Here is a 17,480-nt window from a genome sequence, read left to right on the forward strand (position 1 = left end):
ACCCCCCCCCCCCCCCCCCCCCCCTGCGCCTGTTGGCTGGGGGGCTCGGAGAGGTCTATACGACCCAGATGGGCGCGTGCCGGCTTTTGCGCCGGGGGGCCCGCCGGCGGGGCGCGACCCCGGCCGACGGCTTGGGAGGTCAGCGCAGCGCCTGCTTGGCGAGCTCGGCGACGATCTCGTAATTCTGTGGCGTGACGAAGCCGGCGCCGGTGTCGACATTCATCGGCGCAAGGCCGAGCACCACCTGCTGGCAGAGACTGAGGACCGGCAGATAGCCTTGCAGGAACGGCTGCTGGTCGGCCGTCAGCTGGACCCAGCCGCCCTTGAAGCCCTCGACGATCTGCGGGCTGGTGTCGAAGCCGAAGTTGAAGATATCGCCCGGCTTCCTGCCCGCCGCCTGCATGTAAGTGGCGACGTTGCCGAGCATCTGTCCACCGGGATAGCCAACCGCCTTGACGTCGGGATTGTTGAGCAGTGCCGCGGTGATCACCGGAATGGCGAGATTGGGGTCGGAAGCCCATTCGCCGCTTGGCGGCGAGGAGAGCTGTATGACCTCGACGCCCGCTTCCTTGAGGGCAGCGACAGTGCCGCGCTCGCGCGCGCCGCGGCTTTCGTTCTCGAACGGGCCGATCATGATCGTCTTGTCGCCGGCCTTGAGCCCGGCCAGCTTGACCGCCTCGGCGCCAAGCGCGCGGCCCTGCTGCTCTTGCTGGGCGCCGACATAGCCGCCGCCGAACGCCGCCGTGACCTTCGGCACCGGCACATTCTGGTACATCATCTTGATGCCGTCCTTGTGCGCCTGTTCGGCCAGCGGCATGATCGAAGCGTCGCCCGGGTGGCCCATCATGGCGATGCCGCCGGGCTTGACCGCGACAGCCTCGCGCAGCTGCTGCACCATCTTCTCGACATCCCACTGGGAAAAGATGTAGTCGACCTTGGGTCCGAGATCGGCTGCCGCCTGCTTGGCGCCATTGTAGACGATGGTGCCGAAGGCATCGCCCTCGGCGCCGCCGACGAAGAAGCGGATATGGACGTCCTTGCACCACTGGGCATCGAGCGCCTGCGCCGGCAAGGTCGAGAGTGCGGCGGCGAACGCCGTGACGGCCGCCGCGACGGTCGAGCGCAGAACTGTCCTTCTCATCGTAATGCTCATGCACGTTCCTCCCTTTGTTCCCTCGCTAGCCGAGGGGTTTCGACGATCGCTTCGGCAACGCGCCGCAATCTTTCGCTGGCCGGCACCTCCCGCCGGCCGATCCTCAAGCCGGGTTCGGCAGATAGGTCGCGCCTCCCCGGCATTGCTTGAGATAGTCCAGCGCCCGAGCCTGCCCTGTAATCTCGAGGTCGCCGCGATAGACCGGGTCGTGCCAGCCTTCGATATCGATGGCGCCCTTATAGCCGGCGAGCCGCAATTCGCTGATCACCCGCGTCCAGTCGCTGTCGCCGAAGCCCGGCGTGCGCATCTGCACGAACGGCAGGCGACCGAACACGCCATGTTCGCGGATCACGTCCCAGCGCACCGTCGCGTCCTTGCCATGGACGTGGAAGATGCGCGGCGCCCATTTGCGGATCTGCGGGATCGGGTCGATCAGGTAGACCAGCTGATGACAGGGCTCCCACTCCAGGCCGAGATTGTCGTCCGGCAACTCGTTGAACATCAGCTCCCAGGCGTCCGGATTATGGGCGATGTTCCAGTCGCCGCTCGCCCAGTTGCCGTCCATGGCGCAGTTCTCGAAAGCAATGCGCACGCCCTTGTCGGCGGCCCGCTTTGCCAGCTTCCCCCAGACCTCGCGGAAGCGCGGCAGGCTGTCGGGCAGTGGCTTGCCGCGGACGCGGCCGGTGAAGCCGCTGACCATGCTGGTGCCGAACAGATGCGCGTTGTCGATGATCGTTTCCCAGGCCTGAAGGACGCCGCGATCGACTTCGCCGCTCTCCAGCGGATTGCCGAACACGCCGATCGACGAAATGACGACATCGGCATCGCCGATCGCCTCGCGGATCTCGCCTGCCAGCCGTGGAATGTCCTTGCCGCCCAGCGTCTGCCAGAAGAACGGCTGGATGCTCTCGAAGCCGAGCGGCAGAATCTGCCTGATATAGGCGGCCGGGTCGTCGAGATTGGCCCTCACCATTGTGCCGATCCTGATGTCGAGCAGCGGGTTTGGCATCATGATCCTTCCTGTGCAGTGATAGCGACCCGGCGCCCGGTTTCGGCGCTCTCGATTGCAGCGAAAACCATGGCCAGGCTCTTGATATTATCGGCGCCGCGCGTCTCCGGCGCGGTGCCGGTTTCAATGGCGCGGACGAAATCCTGGATAATGCCGAGATGGCCGCCGACGCGATCGGCCGGGTCGAGCGGCGGCACGGCTATCGGTTCGGTGCGGTCGAACAGGCCTTCACGGACCGGCTGCACGACTTCCGCCTTCAGCCCGTCCTCGCCGTCCCAGACAATGCTGCCGCGCTCGGCGACGATCCGCCATGTACTGTCCCAACTGGTGCGGAAGCCGGCCGCGCACCAGCTGCCGGCATAGGTGAACAGCTTGCCGCCGCCGAGGTCGAAGCTTGCAGTTGCCGACGACCCTTGCCGATACCAGGAATTGGTCGGCTCCCACTCCTGGCAATAGACGCCGGCCGGTTCGCCGGCCACCATGTAGCGGGCCGCGTCGAATGTGTGGATCGCCATGTCGAGCAGCAGCACATGGCGCATCTCTTCGCGAAAACCGCCGAAATGCGGCGCGACGAAGAAATCGGCGTGGATGCTGGTTGGCGCACCAATTGCGCCGGAGTCGAGCAAGCGCCGGATGCGTCTGACATTGGCGACATAGCGGCGGTTCTGCACGACGGCATGGATACGCCCAGCGCTGCCGGCGGCCTCGACAATGGCACGCGCATTGTCCGGGCTGTCGGCGAGTGGCTTTTCGGTCAGCAGGTGGCAATGATGGGCAAAGGCGGAAAGCGCAACCTCGCGGCGGGCGGCGGGAACCACCACGTCGAACACCGCGTCTGGCGTGGTCTGGTCGAGCACGGCGTCGAGGTCGGTTCCGATGACGGCGCTCGAAAGCTCGTATTCGCGTGCCCTTGCCCGCGCCCTTTCGGCGTCGATATCGACCAGACCGACAATGGCGAGCCCGTCGATCTGCCTGGCCGCATCGAGCCAGGCCTTGCTCATCGCTCCGCAGCCGACCAGGACGACATTGATCATCCAGTGCTCCTCCCTCTCGGCCCCTCCAGACCGATCCTCACGGCGTTCACGGCAGGGCCGTGAAACGTTTTCCGTAAACGTTTACGAGAACACACCCGGTGGCGTAGAATGTCAATTGGCCGGCTGCGAAAAATCGTGGTGTCGGCTTGGCCCGGAGAGCAGCCGGTGCTAGCCAAGCAAGGGGGAGAACTGTCCTTTGGCGTCCAGCATTCACGACCTTGCGCGTCACCTGAACATTTCGATCGGCACGGTGTCGCGCGCGCTCAACGGCCGCGCCGACGTCAACGCCAATACACGCCAGCGCGTGCTCGATGCGGCCAAGAAGCTGAATTATTCGCCGAACCAGTCCGGCCGCAGCCTGCGGCGCGGCGCCACCCATTCGATCGCCTTCATGCTGCAGCCTCATCCGGGCGACCAGGAATATGGCGAGCCGTTCTTCATTCCGTTCCTGACCGGGTTGCAGGCCAAGCTCGCCGAAAGCGGCCTCGACCTGATCGTGGTGATGGGCGCGCCGGGCGACTATCAGCAGGAGCGCCTGCGCCGTGTCGTCGAGACGCGGCGGGCCGATGCGGTGGTGCTGGCCTGGACGCGGCGCGAGGACGAGCGCATCGACTATTTGACCCAGGCCGGTTTCCCGTTCGCGACGCTCGGCCGCAGCCGCTCCGGCGGCGATTCCTATCCCTCGCTCGACCTCGATTTCGAAAAAGCCGGGGCTGACGCGGTGGATCGTCTCGTCGCGCGCGGTCACCGCCGCATCGCCGCCATCCGCCCGTCGCTCGACCTCAATTTCGGCTATCTGTTCCTCGCCGGCTATCGCAAGGCGTTGCGGCGGCACGGCATCGAATTCGACCCCGAGTTGATCGCCGACGGCTTCATCAACGAGGCCGGCGGCTACGCGGTGACGCCGAAGGTCATGCGCTCCAAGGACCCGCCGACCGCCATCATCTTCAACAACGACGCGATGGCGCTTGGCGGCTGCAAGGCTTTGGCCGAGGCGGGCATCAAGCCCGGCCACGACATCGCGGTGATCGTCATCGTCGACACTCCGCTCTGCCGCTATTTTTCGCCGGCGCTGACCGGCTTCCGCCCGGCGCTTGAGCCGATGGGCGAGCGGTTGGCCGAAATGCTGCTGGCATCGATCCCGGCTTACGCCGGCGCCGAAGGCGCACGCATCATCCGTGAAGTCTGGCCGCTGGAACTGATCGCGCGCGACAGCGATTGAATCGCGGCGGTCACTGAGCAGGCTCAGATTGATCAAGACCCCCGCGCTCGCGCTCCGGCGTTGCGACCAGCGAGGCAGCGGCGGCATTGGCGGCGGCAAGTGCCGCCTCGACGGGCTCTCCACGCGCAAGCCACGCCGCAAAGGCGGCGACGAATTCATCACCGGCACCGTGGGTGCTGACCACCTCCACCGGCATCGCCGGCAAGGCGAATGCCTGGCCGTCGCGGTCGCAATAGGCAACGCCCTCGCCGCCGGCCGTGACGATTGCAGCCGGATAGAAACCGACGAGCATGCCGGCCGCCTTCGCAGCACCCTCGAGCGTGTCGACGACCGAAACGCCGGCCAGGAACTCCGCCTCGATGGCGTTGACGATGACGATGTCGGTCAGCGCGATCAGTTCGGCTGTCAGCTTTCGCGCCGGCGCCGCATTGAGAACGACGCGGCCGCCATGCGCCTTCACCGCTCGCGCCGCGGCAATGTTGGCGGCTTCCGGTACCTCGTTTTGCAGCAGCAGAACCGCCGTTTGCGCGATCAGCTCGGCCGCCTCAGTAATGTCCTTTTCGCCGAGAGTGAGATTGCTGCCCGAGACGATCACCGCGCCATAGTCGCCGCTGTCGTCGAAAATCGCTACGCTCATGCCCGAGCCGGCGCCCGAAGCCACTCCCACGAAGCGCTGGTCGACGCCCTTGCGATCGAGATTGTCGAGAAGCGCGCGGCCGAAATCGTCGTCGCCGACAGCTCCGATCATTGCCGCACGCACGCCGGCCCGCGCTGCCGACACCGCCTGGTTGCCGCCCTTGCCGCCGCATTTTGGATGCCAGGTATGGCCGGTCACCGTTTCGCCCTTGCGCGGGCGATCGGGGGCTTCGACCATGATGTCGTAATGCAGGCTGCCGAATACGGTCACCAGCGGCGGGGAAGCCGTCATGTGCCCTTATCTTTCCGTTTCGACGTCACCGCAGACATGGTGCGGCCGAGATTGCGCTCCGCCGCCTGGTAGTCGCGTTGCGCGACCGCCACGAACAGCGCGTCGAGAATGTTGAGCTGGGCAATGCGCGCCGCTGCGTTCTCACCCATCAACGGCGAGCCTTGGGCGGTCGAGCAAAGCACGATGTCGGCGACGGCTGCCAATGGCGAGTTGTCATAGTTGGTGATGGCCAGCGTGCGCGCGCCGCTTTTGCGCGCAAGTTGGATGGCGTCGATGACGGCGCTGGTGTTGCCGGAATGCGAGAAGCCGACGGCGATGTCGTCCGCGCCGAGCAGCGAGGCCGACATCAGCATCATGTGCGAATCGTCGTAAACGGAGGTGCGGATGCCGATGCGCAGGAATTTATGCGAGACGTCGCGTGCGATCTGCGCCGAGCCGCCGACGCCGTAGAAATCGCGATTCCTGGCGCGGTAAAGCAGATCGGCGGCACGGTCGAAATCGTCCATGTCGAGGATGGCGAGCGTCTCCTCCAGCGCCTGGATAGAGGTGCGGAACACCTTCTGCACGATCTCGGCCGAACTGTCGTCCACCGACAGCTCCTGATGCATCTCGGCGGTCGGCAGGCGGCTGTATTCATAGACCGCCGTGCGAAAGTCGCGATAGCCGGAAAAACCCAGCTTCTTGGCGATCTTGACCACCATCGCCTCCGAGACACCGGCCTCCTCGGCGATCTGCTTGAGCGGTATGGTCTCGTCGAAGCCGCGCCGTCCGAAGACGGTTTCAACCACCTTCGCCTCGAGCGGCGTCAGATGCGGCATCATCATGCGAATGCGCGGTCCTACTGCTTTCAGGTCCAGCCCGGTCAAGGTCATCCACGTCCCCTCGTCACGCGATCGATAAGCATCGCGGCGAGGATTATAAGGCCAGTTGCCAGCAGCTGATAGAAGGACTGGACATTCATCAGCGTCAGGCCGTTGCGCATAGCGCCGAGGATGACGGCACCCAGAATGGTGCCGACCACGCTGCCCTTGCCGCCCATCAGCGAGGCGCCGCCGATGGCCGCCGCGGCGATCGCGTCGAGCTCCCAGAGGTTGCCGAGAATCGGCTCTGCGGCACCCAGTCGGCCGATCAGGATCTGCGCGGCAAGAGCTGCCAGCAGGCCCGAGATCATATAGGCGGCGATCTTGGTGCGGGCGATCGGCACGCCGGCTATGTAGGCCGCCTCCTCATTGCCGCCGACGGCGAGCAGATATTCGCCGAACGGCGTCTTCTTGAGGATGATCCAGGCAACCAGCGCGACCACGGCCACGATGACGACCGCCAACGGCAATCCGAACAGCGAGCCATTGAAGATGGCGCGAAAGCCGGCAGGCAGGCCGAGCACCGGATTGCCGCCGGTATAGATCAGCGCCAGCGCCCGGTAGGTGCTGAGCGTTCCCAGCGTGACGATGAAGGGCTGCAGCCCGACATAGGCGACCAGCACGCCGTTGAGCAGGCCGCAGGCGAGGCCGATGGCGAAGCCGGCGGTGATGGCCAGCGGAAACGGCACGCCGGCAACCAGCATCGAGGCCGAGATGACGGCCGAAAGAGCTGCCGTCGGCCCGACGGACAGATCGATGCCGCCCGAGATGATTACCAGCGTCATGCCCAACGCCAGGCAGGCATTGATGCTCGATTGCTGCAGGATGTTGATCAGGTTGCGCTCGGCAAAGAAGCCCGGGACCAGCGCCCCGAAGACGGCGAGGATAACCACCAGTCCGATCAGCGTGCCGGCGTCGCGCAAGGAAAACCGGTGCAGGAAATCAAATCTTGGGCGCGCTGCTGTGTGTTCGGTTATGTCGGTCATCCGCTGGTCCTGTCCGTTATGCACCGGCCCGACGGCGTTGCGCCTTGCCGGCCTGAGTCTCCGTTTGGGGTATGGCGTGCGCGGCGATCGCCTGTTCGCTGAGACTTGCGCGGCCCAGTTCGGCGGCGACCGTGCCGTCGCGCATGACCAGCACGCGGTCGGCGAGCCGGATCACCTCGGGCAACTCGGACGAAACGACGACGACCGAATGGCCTTCGGCGGCGAGCTCCTCGATCAGGTGGTAGATCTCCGCCTTGGAGCCGACATCGATGCCGCGCGTCGGCTCGTCGAACAGAAGGATCCGCGTTCCCGCCGCCAGCCAGCGGCCGATGATCGCCTTCTGCTGGTTGCCGCCGCTGAATAGGCGGATCGGCCGGTCGAGCAGGAACGGTCTGAGATTGACGCGTTTCATCTTCTCGGCTGCCACGCGCTTCAGCCGGCGGTGGTCGATGAGGCCGCGCGGCGCGAACACGCTCATCGAGGCCAGCGCCATGTTGCTGTAGATTGACCGCAACGGCACGATGCCTTCGCGCTTGCGCTCCTCCGGCACCAGGCCGATGCCGGCCGCGATGGCGTCGCGCGGACTGGAAAGTTTTGTCGCCTTGCCGTCGATCTCTATTGTGCCTGATGAGACGCGGTCGGCACCGGCCAGCAGCCGCAGCAGTTCGGTGCGGCCCGAGCCGACCAGGCCGGCAATGCCCAGCACCTCGCCGCGATGCAGGTCGAACGAAACGTCGTGGACCTTGGTCGCCGAGGCGAGGCCACGCACGCGCAGCCTGATCTCGCCGGAAGCATGCGGGCGGTGCTGTTCCTGGGCAAGCTCGCGGCCGACCATCATCGAAACGACGGCCTTTTCCGACACCTGCGCGAGATCAACGGTTTCGACCACGACACCGTCGCGCATGATGGTGGCGCGCTGGCAGATGCCGAACACCTCGTCCAGCTTGTGCGAGACATAGACGACCGCGACACCGTCGCGCGCCAGACCGGCAATCACCTCGGCCAGCCGTTCGAACTCGCTTGGCGTCAGGCTGGATGTCGGCTCGTCCATCGCCACGATCCTGGCGCGGTCGAGCAGCGCCCGGGCGATCTCGACGATTTGCCGCTGCGCGACCTTCAGGCTGCCAAGCGGGGCTGCCGGATCGATGGTCGGGTCGATGGCGGCGAGAGCTTCCGCAGCGCGGCGTTCCTGCTCGCGCCGGTCGACGAAGACGCCGCCGCGCGTCAGCGGACGGCCGAGGAACATGTTCTGGGCGACGCTTAGGCGCGGCACCTGCTGCAATTCCTGATGGATCATGGCCACGCCCGCGGCGCGTGCCGCGACCGGGTTGTTCAGCGTCACCGGCTTGCCGTCGATCAGCACGCTTCCCGCTGTCGGCCGGTAGACGCCCGACAGGATGCGCAGCAGCGTCGACTTGCCGGCACCGTTCTCGCCAAGCAGGCCATGGATTTCGCCGGCGCCGACCGAAAAGGACACATCGCTCAGCGCCCGCACGGCCGGAAACACCTTGGAAATGCCCTCGAATTGCAGCCGCGGGATGACTGACATTGCTTCAGTTCTCCAGGCAAGGATGCCGACCCAAGGCCGGCACCCGCCGCCCCTGCTCTACTGGCCCGCTGCCGCGTCCTCGAGCAGCGCCTTGCGCACGGCATCGCCGCCGCCGGAGTAACGGTCGGCATTGTCCTTGGTGATCAGCGCCTGCGGCGTGGCAACGACGCGCGGCAGCTTCTGCCCGGCCACCAGTCGCAGCGCCGATTCCAGAGCCACCTCGCCGGTCAGCACCGGGAAGCTGTCGACGGTACCGGTCAGCTCGCCGGCGCGGATCGAAGCGTAGGCGTCGGAAATGCCGTCGGTGCCGAAGACGGCGACCTTGTCCTGCAGGCCGGCGGCCTTGACCGCTTCGACGATGCCGAGCGCCATGCCGTCGTTGTTGGCATAGAAGCCGATCAGGTCGGGGTGCTGCTGCAGGATGTTGGTGGCCGCGTCGTAGGAGGTCTGGCGATCCCAGTTGCCGGGGACGCTGGCAACAACCTCGAACTTGCCGGCTTCAGTGATCGTGGTCTTGAAGCCGTCGGTGCGCTGGACGGCGGCGTAGACGCCGGCCTGGCCTTCGACGATGGCGACCTTGCCCCCATCCGGCCGGTTCTTGATGAACCATTTGGCGACGCGCACGCCATTGTCGCGCTGGACGTTGCCGACATAGTACTCGGCCTGCGGGATGACTGCGTCATTGACGTTGACCACCGGCACGTTGGCGGCCTTGGCCTGTTCCATGATCGGCTGCAAGTTGGAGTCGGTCTGCGGCGAGACGAGAAGCACGTTGTAGCCTTGCGTGACCAGGCCTTCGGCGATGGTGAGCTGGCCGAGCTGGTCGCCCTCGCTCTGCGCCGCCTGGTAGACGATGGGCACACCGATACGGTCGCCGAACGACTTGTAGCCCTCACCCAGCGAGCGCCAGTATTCGTTGGTCAGCGTCTTGGAGACCGCACCCGCCTTGGTGCCCTCGGGCAGCTTGGGGAAAGCCCCGAACTTGGCCTCGAGCTGCGACCAGTCGATGCGATCCTTCTCGGTGTCGGAATTGAGTGGCGCGAGGTCCGCGGAAAAGGCCGAGCCGATGGACAGCGCCATCAGGCCAGCGGCGGTGGCGGTGGCAAGCAGAAATTTCATGGTCTTTCCTCCCTTGTTGAAACGGTAATGGCGCGAGCCTCAGCTGTCCGGCCCGAGCATGGCTTCCTGGATGATGGCCTGCGACGCGACCGCGTCCTGACGGTCGACGGCGGTGGAAAGGCGGTTGTCCTTTTCCAGCCGATCGACGACGCGCAACATGCGCTTGACGGTCGCGATGTTGACTTCGCATTCGTGGACCGGATCGAGCCCGGTCATGTCGGGGAACGTGTCGAAATAGATGGCGCCGGCGTAGCCGTCGCGGCGGATCTGCCTGAGCAGCTCGATCGTCTGAACCGTATGCACCGCGCCGACCATCAAGCCGTCGTCGCGCTTGGCGTAGCCATCGTTGAGGTGCACGCCGAGCAGGTTGCTGTGCCGTGCCACGAGTGCGGCGGCGAAAGCCGGCTGCTCGTCGGCATAGAGCACATGGGCGAAATCGAGCGTCACGCCGAGATTGGGCAGGCCGATCTCGCGGATCGCCAGCAATGTCGTGGCCGCATCGGGCATCAGGCTGTAGGAGCGCGGCTCGTTGGGTTTGTATTCAAGGCTGATCCGGCAGTCCGGATCATGCGTCGCAACTTCACGAATACCATCGATTTCGTGTTGCCAGAGCGCTGCGTAGTCAGCCTGGAAGGCATAGTCGAAGCCATCCTGCCCGAGCCACAAGGTCATCAGGCTGGCGCCGGCCTCCCGAACAGCGTCGATGCCGGCCTTGGTCAGGTCGATGGCCTCGCGGCGAACGGAAGGATCCGGGTTGGTGAAGGCGCCGAGCTTGAAGGCCGGATTAGAGTAGTAGCGCATGGCGAAACCATTGATGGAAAGCCCGAGATCGCCAAGTTTCCGCGCCATTTCCGCAGGCTTTTCATCGACATGGTCGGGAAAGTTGAGGTCGAGATCGGTCAACTCTGCAACCTTCGCTGCACGCGCCGCCATCTGCAGCATGGACGGTTTGCCGACAAGATCAGGCCACTCGGCCTGCGGCCGCGAGGCAAAGGAATTGAGGCGGGTGGCGAAACGATAGACTGTCATCGGTGACCTTTCATTGTCATAACTTCACATAAGAATGATTATTTGTAAAGTTGTTAATTGCCCTCTCGGCGGCGACGAGTTCGCCAGACCCAGGCCAGTTGCAACCGCATGGGGACAAGCAAGCGCGGCACTGTCACGCAAATATCATGTTCGCGTCCTAGATCGCTTCTCCGAAGGCTTTCGCGGCATCGTCGATGCGGCGCGGCGCTTTTTCAGGTCCGGCACCTTTGTTACCAAAGAGGATATCCATGAAAAACCCGCACCGAACCGCGTCCCTCGCCGTCGCGCTGGCGATGTTCACCGCCTCGACTCCGGCCTTGGCCGACAACTCCGCGACCGTCGGTGGCGTCAGCTTCGTCAACAAGGGGCTGGTCGGCGTCGGCCGTATCCCGGCCAGCCAGAAGGACAAGTTCGGCGAGACGTTTGGCTCCGGCTCCGGCATGGCGATCGACGCTGCCGGCTGGACGCATGGCGCGGACGGCTACAAGGGGTCGCTATGGCTGTTGCCGGATCGCGGCTACAATGTCGTCGGCACCACCGATTACCGGCCGCGCCTCAACACGATTGCCATCGAGTTCGCCCCGATCGCGCCGGGTGCAGTACCAGCCGCCGGCCAGGAACAGTCGGGCGTCAAGGCGACGCTTGCCGACACCATGCTTTTGACCGACGACAAGGGCGCCGATGCGACCGGCCTCGATCCGCTCAACGGCGTGCGTGCGGCGACCGACGACATGCCGATCCTGCCCGAAGCCAACGGCAAGCTCGCGCTCGACGACGAGGCGATCGTGCGGCTGTCCGACGGCACCATGTTCATCTCGGACGAATACGGCCCGAACATCTACCGCTTCTCCGCCGACGGCCATCTGATGTCGGCAACGCGGCCGCCGGCAGCCCTTGTCCCGATGCGTCATGGAACGCCGAATTTCGCGTCCGACAATCCTGGGCCTGGTGCGGCGGAGCCCGATCCGAAGGATCCCGAGACCGGGCGCCAGAACAACCAGGGCCTCGAAGGCATGGCGCTGACGCCGGATGGCAAGTTCCTGATCGCCGTGTTGCAATCGGCCCCGCGGCAGGATGGTGGCGATTCCGCCTCGACGCGCCAGAACACGCGCGCGCTGGTCTACGATGCCTCGGATCCCGCCCAGCTCAAGCTCGCGCATGAATATATCGTGCCGCTGCCGGTGTTCACCGATGCCAAGGGCAAGACCAAGATTGCCGCGCAGAGCGAGATCGTGGCGCTGTCGGACAAGACCTTTCTGATGCTGGCGCGCGACAGCGGCAACGGCCAGGGGCTGAAGGGCGACACTTCGCTCCATCGCGAGATCAGCATCGTCGATGTGTCGGCGGCAACCGACATCGCCGGCAGCGAGTTCGACAAAGACAAGCCAGTGGCGCCCAAGGGTGAGCTCGATCCATCGGTGACGCCGGCCAAGCTGACGCCGTTCATCGACATCAACGACAAGAGCGAACTCGGCCGCTTCGGACTGCACAATGGCGCGCCCAACGACCGCAACAACCTTTCAGAGAAGTGGGAGGCGATGTCGGTGGTGAGCGTCCTCGATCCGAAGCTGCCCGACGACTATTTCCTGTTCGTTGCCAATGACAACGACTTCCTCACCCAGGACGGCTTCCAGGTCGGCGCGCCCTACAAGGCCGAGGACGGCGCCGATGTCGACACCATGTTCCTGGTCTATCAGGTCACGATTCCCGGCTTGGCCGGGAAGTAGCGACACCCATGCAGGCGGACGCGCCGACCGCATCCGCCTAGAGATCGTGAAGGCACTTACCTCAACATCTCTGCGTCCTTTGGCACACCCGCATCGATCGGCTCGGCCGTCCTGTTCGACACGGCGGTGGTCTTCGCGGCGGCCGACAGGTTCGGGCGCACGAAGACCGGCGCGACGCCGTTGACGCGGCTGTAGAGGTCGATAATGTCCTGATTCATGAAGCGCACACAGCCGGACGAGGCGTTCTTCCCAATGGAATCCCACTCCGGCGTGCCGTGCAGCCGGTACATCGTGTCCTTGCCGTCGCGGAAGAGATACAGCGCGCGGGCGCCTAGCGGGCTCTGCGGGCCGGGCGGCATGCCGTCCTTGTATTTCGCCAGTTCCGGCCGGCGCTGGATCATTTCCGGCGGCGGCGTCCAGACCGGCCACTTCTTCCTCGCCTGAACCACGGCGCTGCCGGTCCATCCGAAGCCGGCCTTGCCGAGGCTGACGCCATAGCGAATTGCCTTGCCGCCGTCGCGCACCAGATAGAGGAAGTGCTCGGAGGTATCGACGACGATCGTGCCGGGTTTTTCTCCGGTCGGGTCGGACACGATCTGGCGCACGAACTTCGGATCGATCTTGGCTACCGGGATTGCCGGCAGTTGATAGCCCTCGTCGACGCGCGCGGCATACATGCTTGCGACATCGCCGAAAGCCGGTTCGCTTGGCGCCACTGTCAGTGGCGGCGTCACCACGTCCGTCGTGGTGCACGCCGAAAGAGCCACGGATGCCGCGCCCAAAGCGGATGCACCGAGAAACGCGCGCCGGTTCAGGCGCTCAAAAAACAACGGAATATCGGACATGCCCCCCCGCTTACCCATAGGATTTAGTAAGGAATGCGGCCCCCCGCATCCAGGATCAATATCCGATTCCGGAAGCTTTGAGAACATGATTAGATCAAGGCGCGCTAGACGGAATTTGCAACGCCGCATCGACCTGTCCCGTTAAATCGGCAATCATTGCGGACCGGAACCCAAATAAGCCGTCGCCGAGTTGCCTGCCATGGACGATAAGATGCCCGCGCGCCGGCGGACCGGCGATCTCACCAGTGGCCCCATCCCTCGCACGTTGCTGCTTTTCGCCCTGCCGGTGCTCGGCTCCAATGTGCTGCAATCGCTCAACGGCTCGATCAATGCCGTGTGGGTCGGCCGCTTCCTCGGCGAAGCGGCGCTGACCGCCACGTCCAACGCCAACCTCGTGCTGTTTCTCATCCTCGGCACGGTATTCGGCATCGGCATGGCGGCGACCATCCTGGTCGCGCAATCCGTCGGCGCCCGCGATCTGCCCGAAGCCCGCCGCATCGTCGGCACCAGCGCCACGTTCTTCTTTCTTGTCTCGGTGGTGTTCGCGGTCTGCGGCTGGATCTGGGTCGATGCGATCCTGAATGCGCTCGGCACGCCGGCCGATGCCTTGCCGCTGGCCCGCTCCTATCTGCGCATCATATTCATCGCCGTGCCGATGATGAACCTGCTCTCCTTCGTCATGACGGTGCTGCGCGGCGCCGGGGATTCGCGCACGCCCTTCTTTTTCATGGCGCTGGCCGTCGTGCTTGACGTCATTCTGAACCCACTGCTCATCCGCGGCATCGGCCCGTTCCCCGAACTTGGCATCGCCGGCTCGGCCACCTCGACGCTGATCGGCCAGGCGGTGAGCGTGATTGCCATTCTGATCGTGCTTTATGCGCGCAAGCATCCGCTGCGGCTGGCCGGCGCCAATCTCGCCCTGCTCCGGCCGGACCCAACGCTGCTGCGCATCGTCGTCGTCAAGGGCGTGCCGATGGGCCTGCAGATGATCGTCGTCTCGGCCGCGGCGCTGACCGTGATGGGCATGGTCAACGCCTACGGCTCGCAGGTCGCAGCCGCCTACGGCATAGCCGCACAGCTCTGGACCTACGTTCAGATGCCGGCGCTCGCCATCGGCGCCGCGGTCTCGTCCATGGCGGCGCAAAATGTCGGCGCCGGACGCTGGGATAGGATCGGCCGCATAGCGGCCTCCGGCGTCGGTTTCAACCTCGCCCTGACCGGCGCACTTGTCGCGCTGCTGTTCCTGTTTGACCGCGCGGTGCTCAGCCTATTCCTCAGCAGCGACAGTGCGGCCATCGACATCGCCGTGCACATCAACAACGTGGCGTCCTGGTCCTTCATCCTGTTCGGCATCACCATCGTGCTCTTCGCCACCGTGCGCGCCAGCGGCGCGGTGATGCCACCGCTGATCATCCTGGTGATTTCGGTGCTGCTGGTACGCACCAGTTTCGCTCATTTCTTCCGGAGCATGATCGGCGAGGAAGCGCTGTGGTGGAGCTTTCCGGCCGGCTCGATAACCTCGCTCGTGCTGGCCGCGGGCTATTATCGCTTCGGCCGCTGGCGTACCATGCACATGATCGAGAACCGGCCGGCTGCCGGCGAGCCGCCGGATACCGGCCTCGGCGTGCCGCGCCAGCGGGCGCATCTTTCGCCGGAGACGCCGAACGGCTGAAAGACTGGCTCAGCGCGCGTATTTCGCGCCAAACCCGAGCGCCACCAGGGAAAAGATGACGATCATGCCGGCAAAGGCCAGGCTTGCCATGGTCGCGCTTGCCATGGTCGACAGGACGCCGATGCCGATAACCGGCAGTGCGTTGCCGCAAAAACAGCAGATGAAGAAAGCGGAAACCACTTCGGCGCGCCGGTCGGCCGGCGCGATCTCGTTCACCACCTGCAAGCCGCCGCGATAGCCGAACGCCGCCGACACGCCGCACAAGGCGGTTGCGGCGATCATGATGGCCATCGAAGCCAAGACCTGCGCCGCAACGATCAGAGCAACGGTCGGGATCATCAGGGCAAGTGCCGCAAACATTGTGGCTCGGCTCGAAAGACGCGTCGTCCCCAGAATGGTGGCGGCAGCCACGATCGCCAGTTCGAAGAACAGAGCGCCAGCTTCGGCATGGTTGGTTACCTGCAGTTGCTGCGCCAGGATGCTCGGCGCCAGTGCTGCATAAAAGCCGACCAGCGACATTGCGCCAAAGCCGGTCACCGCCGGCGCGACGAAACCCGCGCGGATGTCATCAGGCAGCGAAAGCCGCGGCCGCATCGAGACATCAGCCAGTTTCCCCGGCCGCGAAACGGTTTCCTGCGTACGCCAGATCAGCATGGTGACAATCGCAAGCATTGCCAGGTAGACGACGAATGTCAGCCTGAGCGGCCAAGGCGCGTATTCGGCGAGCAAGCCGGCCCCAAGCGCACCAAGGCCGAGGCCGAGAAAGTTGGTGCTGGTGGCAATCGTCGCCGCCTGTGACTTGTCGTTGGTCGAGAGCAATTCGGCGAGCCAGGCGGTGCCGGTGCCGGCGCCGACCCCAATTGCCAATCCGCTCAGAATCCGGGCGATGTCGAGCCAGGCGACATTTTCGGCGAACAGGAAGAACGCGGCGCTGACGACGGCCACCGCCATCCCGGCCAATGCCATCGGACGGCGCCCGATGACGTCGGACATGCGCCCGAACACCAAAAGCGCCGCCAGATTGCCGACGACGTAGACGGCATAGACCAGCGTCAAAGTGATCTGCGAGAAGCCGAAGGCCTGCTTGTAGATGACGTAAAGCGGCGTCAGCGCCGTGCTGCCAGCGAAAAGGGCCGCGATCATGGCAGCGACGGCGGCCGCCGCAGCGTTGCCGCCGAGTTCGTGATCGCGCGTCATGACTTGAGCGTGAGCGGTCATTTTTCGATCTTTTGATATTCGGGATCTGACACTCTAACGCCTTTTTCGCGTAAGCCGTTCCCCCTCCCCCTCTTGCTCCTGACAAATTTGGCAGCTTTTGCCGATGGCGCTGAGTGATATCCTCTTTTAAGTTTTGAGGATTGTTAGGGAAGCAAGTATGGGAAAGGGACGGGTCGAAGCATTCACCGATGGCGTGGTCGCCATCATCATCACCATCATGGTGCTGGAATTGAAGGTGCCGCATGGCGAGGATTTTTCGGCGCTGGCACCGCTGTGGCCCGTCTTTCTCAGCTATGTGCTTTCCTTCATCAATGTCGGCATCTACTGGAACAATTTGCACAATATGTTCCATACCGTGCAGCGGGTCGACGGCCGCGTGCTGTGGGCGAACCTCAACCTCTTGTTCTGGCTATCGCTGATGCCGGCGACGACGGCCTTCATGGGCGAGAACCATTTCGCGCCGGTGCCGGTTGCCGTCTATGGCGTCGACCTGGCGCTCTGCGCCATCGGCTTCAACATCCTCACCATGGCCCTGCATCGACTGCACGGCAACGAGACCCTCTTCGCCAGGGCGTTGGGCAACGACCTCAAGGGAAAGATCTCGCTGGTCCTCTATCTTTCCGCCATCGCGCTGACCTTCGTCAATCACTGGATCGGTGTCTCGATCTATGTCCTGGTGGCGATGATCTGGTTGGTGCCGGACAGGCGGTTCGAGCGGCTGATCGAGAAATAGGCCCCGTTTAGCCTCGCATTGCTTTCAGTTTTTCCGCTACCGAAGCGGCAAGGTCGGCGTAGCGCTCCTCCAGCCGCTCGGCCGCCTTGATCACTGAAAAATCATGGCCGAATTTTTCCAGCGCCATGCGCAGCTTTTCGACGAATTCGGCCTGTTTTTCGAGCGCCGAAAACAGCGTCGTCACTTGCGCTTCGCTGATGTCGGGATTGGCGAGCATCTGCGGCACCTCGCGGCTCATCTGGTCGCCGGTGGCGGTCTGTTCTTTCAGGATCTCGATCCAGTCGGTCAATCGTCAGGTCTCCTTTTCCGATATCAGCATGCGCAGCGCCCGCCGACGCGGTCAACCCGAAGATGCCGACACCTGCTTGCGCGAGCTTCTTCCCGCGCTAAGTTCGC

The 17,480-nt window shown here is 64.5% G+C and carries 16 protein-coding genes; 4 read left to right on the forward strand and 12 right to left on the reverse strand.

What is annotated here, in order from left to right; genetic code table 11:
• Window positions 1-139: 139 nt before the first annotated feature.
• From NKJ08_RS24955 to NKJ08_RS24965, 3 genes are all read right to left on the reverse strand, one after another.
• The gene (locus tag NKJ08_RS24955; protein WP_352783824.1) at window positions 140-1,153 is read right to left on the reverse strand and encodes a substrate-binding domain-containing protein; all 1,014 of its coding nucleotides are present in this window, start codon (window positions 1,151-1,153) and stop codon (window positions 140-142) included.
• 103 nt (window positions 1,154-1,256) lie between these two features.
• The gene (locus NKJ08_RS24960) at window positions 1,257-2,162 is read right to left on the reverse strand and encodes a sugar phosphate isomerase/epimerase family protein (protein ID WP_352783882.1); all 906 of its coding nucleotides are present in this window, start codon (window positions 2,160-2,162) and stop codon (window positions 1,257-1,259) included.
• Window positions 2,162-3,196 (reverse strand): Gfo/Idh/MocA family protein, encoded by a 1,035-nt coding sequence (locus NKJ08_RS24965; protein ID WP_352783827.1) that lies wholly within the window; start codon window positions 3,194-3,196, stop codon window positions 2,162-2,164. Before NKJ08_RS24965 ends, NKJ08_RS24960 begins: the two co-directional genes overlap by 1 nt.
• Before the next feature lie 196 nt (window positions 3,197-3,392).
• Between NKJ08_RS24965 and NKJ08_RS24970 the strand changes: the two genes are divergently transcribed.
• Window positions 3,393-4,418 (forward strand): LacI family DNA-binding transcriptional regulator, encoded by a 1,026-nt coding sequence (locus NKJ08_RS24970; RefSeq protein ID WP_352783829.1) that lies wholly within the window; start codon window positions 3,393-3,395, stop codon window positions 4,416-4,418.
• Between the two features lie 10 nt (window positions 4,419-4,428).
• Here NKJ08_RS24970 and NKJ08_RS24975 read toward each other — a convergent pair whose 3' ends face one another.
• The 6 genes from NKJ08_RS24975 to NKJ08_RS25000 are packed head-to-tail and all read right to left on the reverse strand — an operon-like array spanning window position 4,429 to window position 10,889.
• Window positions 4,429-5,346 carry a ribokinase gene (locus NKJ08_RS24975; RefSeq protein WP_352783831.1) on the reverse strand — a complete coding sequence of 306 codons (918 nt, stop codon included), beginning with the start codon at window positions 5,344-5,346 and terminating at the stop codon, window positions 4,429-4,431.
• A complete protein-coding gene (locus NKJ08_RS24980; protein ID WP_023676730.1) occupies window positions 5,343-6,218 on the reverse strand; it encodes a MurR/RpiR family transcriptional regulator in 876 nt (291 codons plus the stop codon). Before NKJ08_RS24980 ends, NKJ08_RS24975 begins: the two co-directional genes overlap by 4 nt.
• Window positions 6,215-7,192 carry an ABC transporter permease gene (locus NKJ08_RS24985; protein WP_352783834.1) on the reverse strand — a complete coding sequence of 326 codons (978 nt, stop codon included), beginning with the start codon at window positions 7,190-7,192 and terminating at the stop codon, window positions 6,215-6,217. Before NKJ08_RS24985 ends, NKJ08_RS24980 begins: the two co-directional genes overlap by 4 nt.
• A 16-nt stretch (window positions 7,193-7,208) precedes the next feature.
• Window positions 7,209-8,741, reverse strand: a complete 1,533-nt coding sequence (locus NKJ08_RS24990) for a sugar ABC transporter ATP-binding protein (RefSeq protein ID WP_352783836.1) — start codon at window positions 8,739-8,741, stop codon at window positions 7,209-7,211.
• A gap of 57 nt (window positions 8,742-8,798) precedes the next feature.
• Window positions 8,799-9,860, reverse strand: a complete 1,062-nt coding sequence (locus NKJ08_RS24995) for a sugar ABC transporter substrate-binding protein (RefSeq protein WP_352783838.1) — start codon at window positions 9,858-9,860, stop codon at window positions 8,799-8,801.
• A gap of 39 nt (window positions 9,861-9,899) precedes the next feature.
• On the reverse strand, window positions 9,900-10,889 hold the full coding sequence (locus NKJ08_RS25000; protein ID WP_352783840.1) for a TIM barrel protein: 990 nt from the start codon (window positions 10,887-10,889) through the stop codon (window positions 9,900-9,902).
• Between the two features lie 248 nt (window positions 10,890-11,137).
• Here NKJ08_RS25000 and NKJ08_RS25005 point away from each other — a divergent pair, with 248 nt between their 5' ends.
• Window positions 11,138-12,616 carry an esterase-like activity of phytase family protein gene (locus NKJ08_RS25005; RefSeq protein WP_352524321.1) on the forward strand — a complete coding sequence of 493 codons (1,479 nt, stop codon included), beginning with the start codon at window positions 11,138-11,140 and terminating at the stop codon, window positions 12,614-12,616.
• Between the two features lie 56 nt (window positions 12,617-12,672).
• Here the strand turns inward: NKJ08_RS25005 and NKJ08_RS25010 are convergent, their stop codons facing one another.
• Entirely contained in the window at window positions 12,673-13,461 is a 789-nt protein-coding gene (locus tag NKJ08_RS25010; protein ID WP_352783842.1) for a L,D-transpeptidase, read from the reverse strand.
• Window positions 13,462-13,660: 199 nt separating this feature from the next.
• On the opposite strand from NKJ08_RS25010, the gene NKJ08_RS25015 reads away from it, so the two are divergent.
• On the forward strand, window positions 13,661-15,133 hold the full coding sequence (locus NKJ08_RS25015) for an MATE family efflux transporter (RefSeq protein ID WP_352783844.1): 1,473 nt from the start codon (window positions 13,661-13,663) through the stop codon (window positions 15,131-15,133).
• A gap of 9 nt (window positions 15,134-15,142) precedes the next feature.
• Here NKJ08_RS25015 and NKJ08_RS25020 read toward each other — a convergent pair whose 3' ends face one another.
• Window positions 15,143-16,351 (reverse strand): MFS transporter, encoded by a 1,209-nt coding sequence (locus tag NKJ08_RS25020; protein WP_352783846.1) that lies wholly within the window; start codon window positions 16,349-16,351, stop codon window positions 15,143-15,145.
• 157 nt (window positions 16,352-16,508) lie between these two features.
• Here NKJ08_RS25020 and NKJ08_RS25025 point away from each other — a divergent pair, with 157 nt between their 5' ends.
• Window positions 16,509-17,084 carry a TMEM175 family protein gene (locus NKJ08_RS25025; protein WP_352524315.1) on the forward strand — a complete coding sequence of 192 codons (576 nt, stop codon included), beginning with the start codon at window positions 16,509-16,511 and terminating at the stop codon, window positions 17,082-17,084.
• A 7-nt stretch (window positions 17,085-17,091) separates the two neighbouring features.
• Here NKJ08_RS25025 and NKJ08_RS25030 read toward each other — a convergent pair whose 3' ends face one another.
• Complete coding sequence (locus NKJ08_RS25030; protein ID WP_352524313.1) at window positions 17,092-17,373, reverse strand: hypothetical protein; 282 nt, start codon at window positions 17,371-17,373, stop codon at window positions 17,092-17,094.
• Window positions 17,374-17,480 lie beyond the last annotated feature (107 nt).

Origin of the sequence: Mesorhizobium sp. M0244 (assembly GCF_040321795.1) — a bacterium.
In the GTDB taxonomy this organism is placed as follows: Bacteria; Pseudomonadota; Alphaproteobacteria; order Rhizobiales; family Rhizobiaceae; genus Mesorhizobium.

Bases quoted from the DNA above. Each gene is read 5' to 3' on its own strand.
- NKJ08_RS24955 (WP_352783824.1), bottom strand. From the start codon at position 1,153: ATGAGCATTACGATGAGAAGGACAGTTCTGCGCTCGACCGTCGCGGCG.
- NKJ08_RS24960 (WP_352783882.1), bottom strand. From the start codon at position 2,162: ATGCCAAACCCGCTGCTCGACATCAGGATCGGCACAATGGTGAGGGCC.
- NKJ08_RS24965 (WP_352783827.1), bottom strand. From the start codon at position 3,196: ATGATCAATGTCGTCCTGGTCGGCTGCGGAGCGATGAGCAAGGCCTGG.
- NKJ08_RS24975 (WP_352783831.1), bottom strand. From the start codon at position 5,346: ATGACGGCTTCCCCGCCGCTGGTGACCGTATTCGGCAGCCTGCATTAC.
- NKJ08_RS24980 (WP_023676730.1), bottom strand. From the start codon at position 6,218: ATGACCTTGACCGGGCTGGACCTGAAAGCAGTAGGACCGCGCATTCGC.
- NKJ08_RS24985 (WP_352783834.1), bottom strand. From the start codon at position 7,192: ATGACCGACATAACCGAACACACAGCAGCGCGCCCAAGATTTGATTTC.
- NKJ08_RS24990 (WP_352783836.1), bottom strand. From the start codon at position 8,741: ATGTCAGTCATCCCGCGGCTGCAATTCGAGGGCATTTCCAAGGTGTTT.
- NKJ08_RS24995 (WP_352783838.1), bottom strand. From the start codon at position 9,860: ATGAAATTTCTGCTTGCCACCGCCACCGCCGCTGGCCTGATGGCGCTG.
- NKJ08_RS25000 (WP_352783840.1), bottom strand. From the start codon at position 10,889: ATGACAGTCTATCGTTTCGCCACCCGCCTCAATTCCTTTGCCTCGCGG.
- NKJ08_RS25005 (WP_352524321.1), top strand. From the start codon at position 11,138: ATGAAAAACCCGCACCGAACCGCGTCCCTCGCCGTCGCGCTGGCGATG.
- NKJ08_RS25010 (WP_352783842.1), bottom strand. From the start codon at position 13,461: ATGTCCGATATTCCGTTGTTTTTTGAGCGCCTGAACCGGCGCGCGTTT.
- NKJ08_RS25015 (WP_352783844.1), top strand. From the start codon at position 13,661: ATGGACGATAAGATGCCCGCGCGCCGGCGGACCGGCGATCTCACCAGT.
- NKJ08_RS25020 (WP_352783846.1), bottom strand. From the start codon at position 16,351: ATGACCGCTCACGCTCAAGTCATGACGCGCGATCACGAACTCGGCGGC.
- NKJ08_RS25025 (WP_352524315.1), top strand. From the start codon at position 16,509: ATGGGAAAGGGACGGGTCGAAGCATTCACCGATGGCGTGGTCGCCATC.